General features: G+C 69.0%; 10 protein-coding genes. 6 read left to right on the top strand and 4 right to left on the bottom strand.

Features of this window, described 5'->3' with window-relative positions; translation table 11 throughout:
* Positions 1-20 precede the first annotated feature (20 nt).
* The 5 genes from AB8P05_RS29660 (at position 21) to AB8P05_RS29680 (ending at position 5,041) form a co-directional block, all read left to right on the top strand.
* Positions 21-1,598: a bifunctional aminoglycoside phosphotransferase/ATP-binding protein gene (locus AB8P05_RS29660; RefSeq protein ID WP_472761977.1), complete on the top strand. Its 1,578-nt coding sequence runs from the start codon at positions 21-23 to the stop codon at positions 1,596-1,598.
* A gap of 186 nt (positions 1,599-1,784) precedes the next feature.
* Positions 1,785-2,651: a universal stress protein gene (locus AB8P05_RS29665; protein ID WP_472761978.1), complete on the top strand. Its 867-nt coding sequence runs from the start codon at positions 1,785-1,787 to the stop codon at positions 2,649-2,651.
* 149 nt (positions 2,652-2,800) lie between these two features.
* Complete coding sequence (locus tag AB8P05_RS29670; protein ID WP_472761979.1) at positions 2,801-3,061, top strand: hypothetical protein; 261 nt, start codon at positions 2,801-2,803, stop codon at positions 3,059-3,061.
* Positions 3,062-3,188: 127 nt separating this feature from the next.
* Positions 3,189-3,659: a hemerythrin domain-containing protein gene (locus AB8P05_RS29675; RefSeq protein WP_455175776.1), complete on the top strand. Its 471-nt coding sequence runs from the start codon at positions 3,189-3,191 to the stop codon at positions 3,657-3,659.
* Positions 3,660-3,751: 92 nt separating this feature from the next.
* Complete coding sequence (locus AB8P05_RS29680; protein WP_472761980.1) at positions 3,752-5,041, top strand: hypothetical protein; 1,290 nt, start codon at positions 3,752-3,754, stop codon at positions 5,039-5,041.
* Between the two features lie 25 nt (positions 5,042-5,066).
* Here AB8P05_RS29680 and AB8P05_RS29685 read toward each other — a convergent pair whose 3' ends face one another.
* The 4 genes from AB8P05_RS29685 to AB8P05_RS29700 all read right to left on the bottom strand — a co-directional run bounded on the left by AB8P05_RS29685 (position 5,067) and on the right by AB8P05_RS29700 (position 11,061).
* A complete protein-coding gene (locus AB8P05_RS29685; RefSeq protein WP_472761981.1) occupies positions 5,067-6,758 on the bottom strand; it encodes a methyl-accepting chemotaxis protein in 1,692 nt (563 codons plus the stop codon).
* A gap of 266 nt (positions 6,759-7,024) precedes the next feature.
* Positions 7,025-8,911, bottom strand: a complete 1,887-nt coding sequence (gene uvrC, locus AB8P05_RS29690; RefSeq protein WP_472761982.1) for an excinuclease ABC subunit UvrC — start codon at positions 8,909-8,911, stop codon at positions 7,025-7,027.
* A 124-nt stretch (positions 8,912-9,035) separates the two neighbouring features.
* Complete coding sequence (locus AB8P05_RS29695; protein WP_455175772.1) at positions 9,036-10,091, bottom strand: GMP reductase; 1,056 nt, start codon at positions 10,089-10,091, stop codon at positions 9,036-9,038.
* A gap of 154 nt (positions 10,092-10,245) precedes the next feature.
* Complete coding sequence (locus tag AB8P05_RS29700; RefSeq protein ID WP_472761983.1) at positions 10,246-11,061, bottom strand: DeoR family transcriptional regulator; 816 nt, start codon at positions 11,059-11,061, stop codon at positions 10,246-10,248.
* Between the two features lie 353 nt (positions 11,062-11,414).
* Between AB8P05_RS29700 and AB8P05_RS29705 the strand changes: the two genes are divergently transcribed.
* A complete protein-coding gene (locus tag AB8P05_RS29705) occupies positions 11,415-13,595 on the top strand; it encodes a methyl-accepting chemotaxis protein (protein ID WP_472761984.1) in 2,181 nt (726 codons plus the stop codon).
* Positions 13,596-13,706 lie beyond the last annotated feature (111 nt).

Raw genomic sequence — 13,706 nt, forward strand, 5'->3', positions numbered from 1 at the left:
TGCTCTGTTACCATCGCGTCATGACCGCGCATCCCGTCGATCGGCGGCCGGACACGCCGAAGGCTCCCACGCAGCAGGAGGGCCAGCAGGAGGAGGCCATCGCCTTCCTGGGCGATCCGCGCACCCATGGCGGGCAGGCGGTGGAGCGGATCGACACCCACGCCGCCCTGGTCTTCCTGGCCGGCGACCGCGCGCTGAAGCTGAAGCGGGCGGTGCGCTATCCCTATCTGGACTATTCGACGGTGGAGAAGCGCCACGCCGCCTGTCTGGCGGAACTGGCGATCAACCGGCGCACTGCGCCAGCTCTTTACCTGGAGGTGATGGCGCTGCGCCGGGGCACCGACGGGCGGCTGTTCCTGGATGCCGGCGAAAGCGCGGGGGAGGCCATCGACTGGCTGGTGTCTATGGCGCGCTTCCCGGACGACGCGCTGTTCGACCGCATGGCGGAGCGGCACCGGCTGACCCCCGGCCTGATGCGCCGGCTGGCCGAACGGATCGCCGCCTTCCATGGCGAAGCCGCTCCCAGGACCGATGGCGGCGGCGCGGAGGCGATGCGGGCGGTCGCCGACGGCAATCTGGAGGATCTGCGTGCGGCCCCGGACCTGTTCCCCGATACCCCGGTGGCACGGCTGGCGGAGCGCACCGCCGCGGCGCTCGACCGGCTGGCGCCGCTGCTGGAGGAGCGGCGGCGGACCGGCTTCGTCCGGCACGGGCATGGCGACCTGCATCTGCGCAACATCGTCCTGCTGGACGGCGAGCCGACCCTGTTCGACGCCATCGAGTTCGACGAGGCGCTGGCGGTCGCCGACGTCTTCTACGACCTCGCCTTCCTGCTGATGGACCTAGATCACCGGGACTTGCGGCCGCTCGGCGCCGTGGTGCTGAACCGCTATCTGGAGGAGACGGGGGATTACGGTGGGCTGGCGGCGCTGCCGCTGTTCCTGTCGGTCCGCGCCGCCGTGCGGGCCAAGGTGCTGGCCGCGGCGTTGCGGCTGGGAGGAAGCGCGTCCGGTCTGGCGGAGGAGGCGCGGCGCTATCTGGACCATGCGCTGGTGGCGCTCTCCCCGGTGCCGGCGCGGCTGGTCGCGGTCGGCGGCCTGTCCGGCACCGGCAAGACGCGCCTTGCCGAAGGGCTCGCCCCCGGTCTGGGACCGGCGCCCGGCGCGGTGGTGCTGCGCACGGACGTCCTGCGCAAGCGGCTGTGCGGCGTGGCCGACACCGATCGGCTGCCGGACGACGGCTATGCCCCCGCCGTGACGGAGCGGGTCTATGCCGAGCTGTACCGGCAGGCCGCCGCCGTGCTGTCGGCCGGACAGGCGGTGGTGGTCGACGCGGTCAGCGCCCGGCCGGAGGAGCGCCGCCGCCTCGCCTCGATAGCCGCGGAGGCCGGCGTCCGATTCGACGGGATCTGGCTGGACGCGCCGCTGTCGGCACGGGTGGAGCGTGTGGCCAATCGTCGCAACGACGCGTCCGACGCCACAGCCGACGTGGCGGAGCGGCAGGAACGCTATGATTTGGGTACAATCGATTGGACGCGCCTGGATGCTGGCAGGGTTGCAGCGGATGTGCTGGACGACGCCCGCGCAAGCTTGGCCTAATCCAGGGCGAACAACATGTTATGGGACGAATGTCGCAGGTCGACGGTTCCGCCCCGGGCCGTGGACCGCTCTGGCGATACCGGTATGATGATGGGGCGAACGACGGCACGGTGAATGCCCCGCCGCACCGGCGGGCGGACCGCAGCCGTCCGGGAAGGGCCGCTCGAACCGGTCCGGGAGGAGTCCATGACCTACAAGACCATCCTTGTGCCGCTGTGCGGCAGTGACAACGATCCGGTGGCCCTGAAGGGTGCGGTCGCGGTTGCGAAGGATTTCGACGCGCATCTGGTCGCCCTGTTCGTCCGCCTTGACCCGCGCGATGCCGTGCCGATGCTGGGCGAGGGCATGTCCGGCGCCATGGTGGACGAGATCATGCGCGCGGCGGAGACGGAATCGAACAACCACCGCGCCGCCGCCCGCCGCCACTTCGACACGGTGATCGCCGAAGCGGGAATCGAGCTGCGCGACGTCCCCGGCGGGGTCGAGGCGCCGTCCGCCGCCTGGCGCGAAGTCGTCGGCCGGGTGGAGGATGTGGTGCCGGCGGAAGGCCGCCTGTCCGACCTGATCGTCTGCGCCCACACCTCCATCGAGGCGGATACCCAGGGCTACACCACCATGGAAACGGCGCTGCTCGGCTCTGCCCGGCCGGTGCTGCTGGTGCCGAAGGACCTGCCGGCGGAGATCGGCCGCACCGTCGCCGTCGCCTGGAACGGCAAGCCGGAGGCGACCCGCGCCGTCGCCGCGGCGCTGCCCTTCCTGCGCAGTGCCGAGCGCGCCGTCGTGCTGACCGCCGAGACCTCGGTGACGGAGGCCGCGACAGGACGCCGCATCACCGATTATCTCGCTTGGCAAGGTGTTAACCCTGAGTTAACTATATTGCATCCGGGATCGGAACCCGTTGGGGAGACGGTCACCAAGAAAGCCGTGGAGCTGGGCGCCGACCTGCTTGTGATGGGCGGATATGGCCACAGCCGGATGCGGGAAATGATCCTGGGCGGTGTCACGCGCTACGTGCTGAACCACGCCGGGCTGCCGGTTCTGATGGCTCACTGATCTTTGCCGGTCTTCGGCCGTGCGGCATCCCCGCCGCCCATACGGGCGGGGATGCCCTGCGGCGATGGCCGTTTCAAGGCGGGCGTTCCAGCCGAACCGATCCGCCCCTGCCCGCAGGGAGGCCCGGCCGTTCCTGGGAGGAACGCGCCATGTTGACGATCAAGGACTGCATCGCGCTGAGCGATCTCACCGAAGCCGAGGTCGACGCGATCGCCGAACACGAGCATCTGCCGGAAATGGTGGCGGTGGAACTGGGCCATTGCCTTGCCCACTGCCCCGGCGGCCCCGACCGCATCGCCCATATCATTGCCGACGACATCGCGGAGGCCTGTGCCCACGGGCATGTGGATCATGCGGTGGAGCTGATGCACACCCTGAGGGAGTTCGTGGAAACGCATCCGCAGGGCTGAAAGGGCCGCAGGGCCGAGCGGGCGGGACCGGTCCCGGGAACAGTCGGGCCGCGGCGGGGTTCTATTGGCAAGCTTTTCGCGGCCGCCCTCCGGCGGCCGCCCCCGACAATTGCCAAGGACCCCGACGATGGCCAGCAAGACCACCGGTACCCAGGCCGACATCTTCGCCCGCATCAAGACCGACCACGACACCATCCGCAGCCTTCTCGATCAGACCGAGAAGGCCAACGGCAGCGGCCGCGCCGTGTTCGAGGAACTGCAGCGCGAGCTGTGGGCCCACTCCAAGGTCGAGGAGGGCGTGTTCTACGCCTCGCTGAAGAAGGCCAAGGAGGCGAAGTCGGAAACCATCGAGGGGCTGAACGAACATCACCTGATCAACGGCCTGCTGGACGAGCTGAACGCGATGAAGACCAGCGACAGCGGCTGGAAGGAAAAGCTGCAGGTCCTGGGCGAACTGGTCCGCCACCACCTGGACGAGGAGGAGGAAGAGCTGTTCGAGGAAGCCAAGGACGTCCTGGACGACTCCCGCGCCGCCGAACTGGGCAGCGTCTACGCCGACCGCAAGCAGCACATCATGGCCGGGCTGGCGCCGCTGTAAGGGCGGGAGAGGGCTTACACACTCCCGTTCGGTTGCCGCCGGCCGGCAAAGGAGCCATATCTGGGGCTTCCTTGAACTGGCCGGCGGTGTCGATGTCAAAGCGTGTCTGCGTCAAGCGAGTGCCCCCGCGGCGGGCCGCAAGGTTTCGCGGCACCCTGCTGGCGGCGGTCGTTTTCGGGATGTCCGCCGTCATGACCGCTCCGGCCTCCGCCGCGCCGCCCGCACCGGCAAAGGAACTGGCACAGAAGACCTGTGCCACGCTGTCCTCCCGCGTGGACGAGGTGTCGGGACGCGGACCGCTGTTCCTGCGCAGCTACGACAACGCCTATGCCCCCGGCCCGACCTCGGAGCCGGCGCTGTCCAATGCCGCCTTCACCTACGACAACGCGCTGGCGATCATGGCGCTGACCGCCTGCGGCCGGCAGGACCGGGCCCTGCGCATCGGCGAGGCGCTGCTGGATGCCGTGTCGCTCGATCGCGCCGGCTGGAAGGGGCGGCTGCGCAACACCTACCGGGCCGGCGCGCAGAAACAGCGGCCGATCCCGCCCAACGGCTGGTGGGATGCCGTCGGCAACCATTGGGGCGAGGACCCCTATCAGGTCGGCACCGCCACCGGCAACGTCGCCTGGGCCGGGCTGGCCCTGCTGACGCTGGCGGAATCGACCGGCGAAAAGCGCTTCCGCGACGGTGCGGCGGATCTGGCGCGCTGGGTGGTCGAGCATACCCGCGATCCGCGCGGTCCCGGCGGCTTCAACGGCGGCCTGCAAGGCTTCGACGACGCGCCGCAGCCGCTGACCTGGAAATCGACGGAGCACAACACCGATCTGGTCGCCCTGTTCGGCTGGCTTTCCGGCGACTTCGCCGGGCCGGAGCGCGAGGCGCGCGCCTTCCTCGACAGGCTGTGGGCGACCGGCGGCGACCATTTCCCCATCGGCACCGCGCCGGACGGGGTGACGATCAGCACCTCCACTTCCGGCCTCGACGCCCAGCTCTGGCCGCTGATGCTGCCGAAGGCGCCGGAGTCCTGGCGGTCCGCGCTGTCCTATGCCGAGCGGGCGCATGGCGCCGACGGCGGCTTCGATTTCAACGACGATCGCGACGGCATGTGGGTGGAGGGCACGGCGCAGGCGGCACTCGCCTACCGCGTCGTCGGCCGCCGCGCCGATGCCGACCGGCTGTTCGGCGAACTGCTGAAGGAGATCAGTCCGGGCGGCTATCTCTACGCCACCCGGCCGCAGGTGCTGTCCACCGGGCTCGCCATCGGGCCGGACAGCAAGACCGACGACTTCCTCTATTACCGCCGCCCCCATCTGGGCGCCACCGCCTGGGCGGCGCTGGCAGCGCTGGGCTGGAACCCGTTCACGGGGAAGACGGTGCCGTAACGGGCGCCGCCTTCCCCCGGCCGGGTCAGCCGACGCGGATCTGCGACAGGAAGCCTTCCACCTCGCGGTGCATCGCTTCGGACTGCTGCGACAGCTCACGGGCGGCCGACAGGACCTGACCGCCGGCGTTTTCCGTCTGGGCTGCGACCTCCGTCAGTTCCGACAGGCTGGCCGACACGCTGGCGGTGGCGTGGGAGGCCTGTTGGATGGCGCGGCTGATCTCCTCGGTCGTCGCGTTCTGTTCGGTGATGGCGCTGGAGATGGCGGTGGCGATCTCGTTCATGCGGGCGATGGTGATGCCGATGCCCTGGATCGCCTTCACCGCCGTGCCGGTCACCGTCTGCATCGCCTGGATCTGGGCGGAGATTTCGTCGGTGGCGCGGGCGGTCTGGCTGGCGAGGCTCTTCACCTCGCTGGCGACGACGGCGAAGCCCTTGCCCGCCTCGCCAGCCCGCGCGGCCTCGATGGTGGCGTTCAGGGCCAGAAGGTTGGTCTGGGCGGCGATGTCGCTGATCAGCGACACCACCTCGCCGATGCGCTGGGCGGTCTGGGCAAGGTCGCCGACCACGGCGTTGGTCTGTTCGGCCTCCCGCATGGCGGCGCCGGCCACGTCGGTGCTCTGGTTCACCTGGCGGGCGATCTCGGCGATGGAGGCGTTCATCTCCTCCGTCGCGGCGGCGACCGCCTGGACGTTGGAGGAGGTCTGCTCCGACGCGGCGGCGGAGCTGGTGGCCTGCTGCATCGACTTCTGCGAGATGCCGCTCATGCTGCGGGCGGTGCTTTCCAGTTCCGTGGCAGCGGCGGCGACACCGCGCAGGATGCCGGAAATGGCGCTGTCGAAGGCGCGCAGCAGCCCCTCGCGCCGGTTGGCCAGGGCAAGCGCCTGTTCGCGCTGGCGGTCGACCTCCGCCTGGACCTCGCGGCCCTTGACCAGCTCCAGGCGGAAGCCTTCCACCGAGCGGGCCAGTTCGCCGATCTCGTCCTTGCGGCCGATGCCCTCGACCGTCTTGTCGAGCGCGCCGCCGGTCATCCGCCGGACCTCCTGCATCAGGGCGCGGAGCGGCAGGACCAGACCGGCGCGGGAGATCAGGATGGAGACCAGAAGCCCGGCGCCGAGCGCCAGCGCCGCGGCGACCGCCAGCGTGATCTTCATCGTCTCCGCCAGCTTCGTCGCCTCCTGCACCGCGGCGTCGGTGCGTTTGGAGACGTCGACGTTGTAGGCCTTGACCGCATCGGTCAGCGCCATCTGGCCGTCGCGGCTGGCCTTCAGCCCGCCGATCACCATCTGCCGCCCCTCGTCGCCGCCCTTGGCCGCCGCCGCCTTGGCGGTGTCGAGCATGGCGCGGACCTTCGTCTCATAGAGACCGAAGCCGGAGCGGATCGCATCGACCTTCGCCGTCCGCTCGCTGTCGGTGGGGGAGGCCATCGCGGCCAGCCGTTCCTTCATCTCGCCGATGCGCTTGTCTGCCTGCGCTGTGAATTTGTCGGCCTGGGCGGGATCGTTGCCCAGCTCATATTCCATCCGGCTCAGCGCGATGATGTCGATGCGCATGTCGAAGGCGCTGAGCTGTTCCTTCTGGGTGCGGACCAGATCGCCGATGGCCCGTTCCGTGCGGTCCAGCGCATAGAATCCGGCGGCGGCGGTGACCACGGAAAAGAGCCCGACCACCGCGGCGGCCGCCGCTGTCTTCGTTTGGATTTGCCAGTCGGCCAGCATGTCCTGCACCTCAAATGAGATCTGGGAATGAGATCTGGGTGGGGAGTGGAAATAGGAAAGGGTGGACGCACGCGCACCGGGAATCCGGGCGCTCGCCGGAAGATTATCCAAGCACAGCATAGTTTATTTTTTATAAAAAGGCGGCTTGATGCTTTCCCGGTATCCCGGCGATGCAATGTAATGTTTTTGAAAACAAAATCAGCGCCAGGGTGCGGGGCTTTTGGATTTACCTCAAGCAAGGATGGAGGTTGTTCCGGCGCCGCCACTTAACCGTGGAAATGTTCGTAGAGTTTTCGCGCGATGGCCTCGCTGATGCCCGGGGCGGCTTCCAGATCCTTCAGCCCGGCGGAGGCGACGGCGGTGGCGCTGCCGAAATGGTGGAGCAGCGCCTTCTTGCGCGCCGGGCCGATGCCGGGAATGCCGTCGATCCGGCTGTGGGACATTGCCTTCATGCGCCGGGCGCGATGGCTGTCGATGGCGGTGCGGTGGGCCTCGTCGCGCAGCCTTTGCAGGAAATGCAGCACCGGATCGTTGGGCGCCAGCGTCAGCGGCGGCTGGCCGGGTCGGAAGAAGCGCTCGCGTCCGGCATTGCGGTCCGGCCCCTTGGCGATGGCGACCAGCGGGATGTCGGTGATCTGCAGCATCGCCAGTTCGTCCTTCACCGCGTTCAACTGCCCCAGCCCGCCGTCGATCAGCACAAGGTCGGGCCGCTGGGCAGAATCGGGTCCGGAATCGCGGCCGGCGTCGCTGCTGCGGTGGAAGCGGCGGGTGAAGGTCTCGCGCAGCATGGCGTAATCGTCGCCGGCAGCCTCCGGATCGCGGATGTAGAAGCGGCGGTAGGCGTTTCGTTGGAACCCCTCCGGCCCGGCCACCACCATGGCGCCGACGGGGAAGGAGCCCTGGATGTGCGAGGTGTCGTAGATCTCGATGCGGCGCGGGGCGGCGGGCAGGCCGAAGACACGCGCCACCCCCTCCAGCAGGGTCGCCTGGGTGGAGCGCTCGGCCAGCCGACGGCCGAGAGCGTCGCGGGCATTGGTCTGCGCATGCTCCACCGCACGGCGCTTCGGCCCGCGCTTCGGGCATTCGACGATGACGCGGCGGCCGGCGGACAGGCCCAGCGCCTCCTCGAGCAGCTCCGGTGACTCGACCGGGTCGCTCAGCAGCAGCAGGGCCGGCGGCGGGGTGTCGGCATAGAGCTGGGCGGCGAAAGCGGACAGGATGTCGCCCGGTTCCTCGTCGGCGTCGATGCGCGGGAAGAAGGCGCGGGTGCCCTGGTTGCGCCCGCCACGGAAGAAGAAGGCCTGGACGCAGGCCGCCGCCCCCTCGCGATGCAGGGCCAGCACGTCGGCATCGCCCAGCGTATCTTCCAGATTGATGTCCTGGCGGCTCTGCAGGGCGGTCAGCGCGCGGATGCGGTCGCGCCAGCGGGCGGCATCCTCATACTCCAGCCGGTCGGAACAATCGGTCATGTGGCGGGCGAACTCCGCCTGCACTTCGGCACTGCGGCCGGACAGCACGTCGCGCACGCCCTGGACCTGGGCCGCGTACTCCTCCTCGTCGACGCGGCCGACGCAGGGGGCGGAGCAGCGCTTGATCTGGTGCTGCAGGCAGGGCCGGGTGCGCGAGGCGAACACGCCGTCGTCGCAGGTCCGCAGCAGGAAGGCGCGCTGCAGGGCGGCGATGGTCATGCCGACCAGATGCGGCGAGGCATAGGGGCCGAACAGGTCGGACTCCCGGCGGTTTCCCTTGCCCGACGTGCCGCGCCGCTCGGCGCTGCCGCGATGATGCATCAGGCGGGGGAAGTCGTGCCCTTTCCCGATGACGATGTAGGAGAAGGAGCGGTCGTCCTTCACCAGGATGTTGAAGGGCGGCAGCAGGCTGCGGATCAGGTTCGCTTCCAGCAGCAGCGCCTCGGCCTCGGTGTGGGTGGTGACGAATTCCATGGCGCGGGTCAGCGCCACCATCCGCCGGGTGCGGTTGGGCAGCCCGTCGGTCCGGGTGTAGCTGGCCACCCGGCGCTTCAGGTTCTTCGCCTTGCCGACATAAAGGACCGACCCGTCGGCCGCCAGCATCCGATAGACGCCGGGCGTGTCCGGCAGGGTCGGCAACTGCGCGCGGATGACGTCCGCTCCGCTGCCGGGCACCCCGTCCATAAGCACTCTCGTTCCCGCAAAGATCCGATTCGCCGCTCACCCAAGCAGTAGAACGGAACGGGACCAAGAGACAAGAATCGGACGAGGTGCACGGCAGGGATCTGCCATGCGGCACCGGCGCGGATCAGCCCCCGAACACGGTGTTCAACTGGGCGCCGACGCGGACGAAGGTGGTGCGCTTCGGCACTTCCTTCAGCCGGGTGGCGCCGATGTAGGTCATCATGCTGCGCACGCCGCCCATGATCTCCTGCATCGTGTTCTCCACCGGGCCGCGGTAGGGGACCTCGACCGTCTTGCCTTCCGACGCGCGGTAGGAGGCGACGCCGCCGGAGTACTTGTGCATCGCCGTGTCAGACGACATGCCGTAGAAGGTCATGGCGACCGGCACGCGGTTGCCGTCGCGGTCCTCATAGCGGATCTCGCCCTCGCACTCGTCATGGCCGGCCAGCATGCCGCCGAGCATGACGAAGTCGGCGCCGGCGCCATAGGCCTTGGAGATGTCGCCCGGCACGGTGCAGCCGCCGTCTCCGCAGACCTGCCCCTTCAGCCCGTGCGCCGCGTCGGCGCATTCGATGATGGCCGACAGCTGGGGATAGCCGACGCCGGTCATCTTGCGGGTGGTGCAGACCGATCCCGGCCCGATGCCGACCTTGACGATGTCGGCGCCGGCCAGCAGCAGCGCCTCCGTCATGTCGCCGGTGACGACGTTGCCGGCCATGATGACGGTGTCCGGGTTCTCCTCGCGCAGGCGCGCGATCACCTCGACGAAGCGCTCGGTATAGCCGTTGGCGACGTCCAGACAGATCTTCCCCACCGGCGCCTGCGCCTTCACCGCCCGGAACTTGTCATGGTCGGCGTCGGCGATGCCCATCGAATAGAAGACGTTGGACAGGACTGCCGATTCCGCCTCCGCCCGGAAGAAGGCGGCCAGCTCGTCCGCCTTGTAATGCTTGTGCAGGGCGGTCATGGCGCCGAAGCGCGACAGGGCGCGGGCCATGCCCATGCTGCCGGTCACGTCCATGTTCGCGGCGATCAGCGGGAAGCCGGTCCAGTCGCGCTTGGTGTGCAGGAAGGTGAAGGTCCGGTTGACGTCCACGTCGTTGCGGCTCTGCAGCGTGCTGCGTTTCGGCCGGATCAGCACATCCTTGAAGTCGAGCTTGAGGTCGCTTTCGATGATCACCGCACACCTACTCATCTCTGTTTGCCGGGCCAACCGCTTTCATCAGGCCCAACAACACAGAGTGGAGGCGATGCCCCGCTTCGGCAAGCGGCATCGGGGTCGCGGTGAGGGGTGCGGCGTTTGAAGCTGTTTCGCCGAAACGAGGGGGATCGCCTCAGTCCTCCGCATCCTCGCCGTCGCCGTTGGCGGGTTCGCTGCCGTCGGCGACATGCACCTGGCAGTCGGCGTTGTTCAGCACCTCCATCAGTTCCGACGGCGGCAGGCGATCGGTGAAGAGCGCGTCGAGCACGCTGACATCGGCCATGCGGATCATGGCGTTGCGGCCGAACTTGGTGTGGTCGGTGACCAGGAAAACCCGGCGCGAGCTTTCGATGATGGCGCGGGCGACGCGCACCTCCTGCTCGTCGTAATCCAGCAGGTCGCCTTCCGAGTCGATGCCGCTGATGCCGATGATGCCGATGTCGACCTTGTAGCGGCGGATGAACTCCACCGTCGCCTCGCCAATGATGCCGCCGTCGCGCTCGCGCACGAGGCCGCCGGCGATGGAGAGCGCGAAGTTCGTGTTCTTGTGCAGGATGGTGGCGACGTTCAGGTTGTTGGTCAGCACCCGCAGCCGCTTGTGGCCGAGCAGGGCCTGGGCCACCGCCTCCGTCGTCGTGCCGATGTTGAGGAAGAGAGAGGCGTCCTCCGGCACATGGCGGGCGACCAGTTCGGCGATGCGGCGCTTTTCCTCCGCCATCAGGGTCTGGCGGGTGGAGTAGGCGATGTTCTCCACGCTGGACGGCACGGTGACGCCGCCGCGGAACCGGCGCACGGCGGACTGGCCGGCCAGATATTCGATGTCGCGGCGGATGGTCTGCGGGGTGACGTCGAAATGCTCGGCCAGCCACTGGATCTGCACCATGCCCTTGGCATGGACCAGAGCAACGATCTCCTGCTGGCGGCGTTCGGCGTCGAGGCGCGCATCCATCGGGGGGCTGTCTCCGGTCGTTGAGTGAGGGGCATCAGTGGATCAGATGCGCGGAATGGGTCAAAGCGAAAACCGTCCGTCCCTGCCGTGCACCCGGTGCAAGCCGGCCGATTCCGCGCTTCGGCGACCCTGCGGCACCGTACGCTGGATATTGTTCGCAACACAAGCATGTTTCTTTACGAAAATGAACGCGCATGCTATGAGATGAAGCCGTGGTTTCGCTGCCGTCCCGCCGGTCGGCGGGCAATTCAGGGTTTGCCGCGAGTCACCACCGACAACGCCATTCAGTACCATTGCCGGGATTTTCAAGAAGCCCGGTCCGCCGACAAGAAGATAACCTATGGGAGAGGAACATGACGCAGGTGTCTGTGCAAGGGGACGGCCGTCCGGGACAGGGCGGCCGGACACGGCTTGGCATTCAGGGGCGTCTGTTCCTGGCCTTCGGCGGGGTGGCGCTGCTGGCCGCCTTCGCCAGCCTGATGGCCTGGTGGTCGCTGACCGAGACCGGGCGGTCGATGGACCAGATCGGCCGCAGCAGCGTGCCGGCCATCGTGCGCTCGCTCAATCTGGCGAAGGACAGCACGGCCATCGCCGCCGATGCGCCCGCGGTGGCCGCCTCGCGCGATGCGGCGGAGCTGGAGGAACGGATGGCCGGGCTGACCCGGCGGCTGGTGGGCCTGCGCGACCGCATCGCGGCGATGCGGGGCGATGCGGGCGGCCTGTCCGCCGAAGCTGACGCGGTTGCCGGTCTGGCGGAGCGCATGGGGGCGGCGCTGGACACGCTGGGCAAGCGCACGGCCGAACGGCTGGCGATGGAGGAGAAGCTCAACGCCCTGGTCGCCGACGCGGTGATGGCGCATGAGGACTTCACCGATCTGGTGGCGCCGCTGCTGGAGGTGTCGACCCTGTCGGTGAACAATGTGGTGGGCGATCTGGCGGCGGCGCAGGCGGTCGACACCGCCACCAGCCTGGGCCGCCGGCTGGCCCAGGAGGAGTTGCCGGTCATCACCCAGCTGATGGGCGTGCAGGCCAACGGCAACCTTGCCTTCGGCATGATCGCCGCCGCCTCCAGCGTGCCGCACGGGGCGACGCTGAACAACATCCGGTCCAAGTACAATTGGGCGCTGCTGCGCGTCGACAACGCCATCAACGCCATGCCAAAGGACAGTCCGGACCGGCCGGCGCTGGTCAAGGCGCGTGACGGGCTGGCCGCCTTCGGCAGCGGGGCCGGCAGCGTCTTCCGCCTGCGCGACGAGCAGGCGCGCATCACCGCCGACATCGAAAGCGCGCTGGCCGAGACGGTGCGGCTGACCACGGACCTGAACGGCACCATCGAGGCGGTGGTCGCCCATCAGCAGGACCGCACCGGCGCCGACGTGGCGCGGACCGAAACCGCGATTGCCGGGGCCGTCGCCGTCCAGGGAAGTGCCGCGGCGGTGGTGGTGCTGTCCAGCCTGCTGATCGCCTGGTTCTATGTCCGCAACCGGCTGACCCGGCGCCTGCTGCGGGTGATCGACGCCATGCGCGCGGTCGCCGCCGGCGACCTGACGGCCGATGCCAGGGTCGGCGGACGCGACGAGATCGCCGAGATGGCGGGGATCGTCGGCCTCTTCCGCGACAGGAACGCCGAGATCGCCCGCCTGCAGGAGGAGCAGGACGCGATGAAGCAGGCGGCCGATGCCGAGCGGTCGCGCACCGTCCAGACCATCACCGCCAGCATCGAGGCCAGCGTGAAAGAGGCCTCGCGCCACATCGCCGCCGCGTCGGCCGACATGCGCGCGGCCTCGGAAGGCATGTCCGCCACAGCCGAGCAGACCTGCCGCCGCATGACCGACGTGCGCGCCGCGGTCGCCGACACCGCGTCCAACGTGCAGACCGTCGCCGCCACCGCCACCCAGCTGTCGGCCTCCATCGGCGAGATCACCCGGCGGGTCGGCGATTCCAGCCAGATCGCCCGCAGCGCGGTGGACGAGGCGCGCAGCACCAACGAGCTGATGGTGGCGCTGGCCACCGCCGCACAGAAGATCGGCGACGTGGTCGGCATGATCAACGCCATTGCCGGCCAGACCAACCTGCTGGCCTTGAACGCCACCATCGAGGCGGCGCGGGCGGGGGAGGCGGGCCGCGGATTCGCCGTGGTGGCGGAGGAGGTGCGCAGCCTCGCCGGCCAGACCGCCAAGGCGACGGAGGAGATCGCCCAGCAGGTGCAGGCGGTGCGGACGACGGCGCAGGGGGCGGTTTCGGCCATCGACGACATCGGCCGCACCATCGGCCGCATCGACGAGATCACCGCCATGGTCGCCGCCGCGGTGGAGGAGCAGTCGGCCGCCACCGACGAGATCGCGCGCAGCATCGGCCATGCGTCCGACGCGGTGCGCAGCATCGCCGACACGGTGGTTTCAGTGGATGAGGCGGTGAACCGCACCGGCAGCGCCGCCGCCCAGGTGGTGGACGCCACCCGCGCGCTTTCGCAACGATCCGAAAGCCTGAGCGACGATATCGACCGCCTGCTGGGCCGCATTCGTGCGGCGTGAGCCGCCGGGGTCGCAAAGCGCCGGATCGGCCATATTTCCGATAGGAAAGATGCTCGATCCGGCGTAGCCTCGGAAACATGGTCCGCTGAACAAACATTTTCCTTTTCAAAC

The sequence above is a fragment of the Azospirillum sp. VT-I1 genome, assembly GCF_055698305.1.

What these genes read in the sequence shown, in the direction of transcription:
- AB8P05_RS29685 (WP_472761981.1), bottom strand. Translation starts at nt 6,758, where the DNA reads ATGCTGGCCGACTGGCAAATCCAAACGAAGACAGCGGCGGCCGCCGCG.
- AB8P05_RS29670 (WP_472761979.1), top strand. Translation starts at nt 2,801, where the DNA reads ATGTTGACGATCAAGGACTGCATCGCGCTGAGCGATCTCACCGAAGCC.
- AB8P05_RS29705 (WP_472761984.1), top strand. Translation starts at nt 11,415, where the DNA reads ATGACGCAGGTGTCTGTGCAAGGGGACGGCCGTCCGGGACAGGGCGGC.
- AB8P05_RS29680 (WP_472761980.1), top strand. Translation starts at nt 3,752, where the DNA reads ATGTCAAAGCGTGTCTGCGTCAAGCGAGTGCCCCCGCGGCGGGCCGCA.
- AB8P05_RS29675 (WP_455175776.1), top strand. Translation starts at nt 3,189, where the DNA reads ATGGCCAGCAAGACCACCGGTACCCAGGCCGACATCTTCGCCCGCATC.
- uvrC (WP_472761982.1), bottom strand. Translation starts at nt 8,911, where the DNA reads ATGGACGGGGTGCCCGGCAGCGGAGCGGACGTCATCCGCGCGCAGTTG.
- AB8P05_RS29665 (WP_472761978.1), top strand. Translation starts at nt 1,785, where the DNA reads ATGACCTACAAGACCATCCTTGTGCCGCTGTGCGGCAGTGACAACGAT.
- AB8P05_RS29660 (WP_472761977.1), top strand. Translation starts at nt 21, where the DNA reads ATGACCGCGCATCCCGTCGATCGGCGGCCGGACACGCCGAAGGCTCCC.
- AB8P05_RS29700 (WP_472761983.1), bottom strand. Translation starts at nt 11,061, where the DNA reads ATGGATGCGCGCCTCGACGCCGAACGCCGCCAGCAGGAGATCGTTGCT.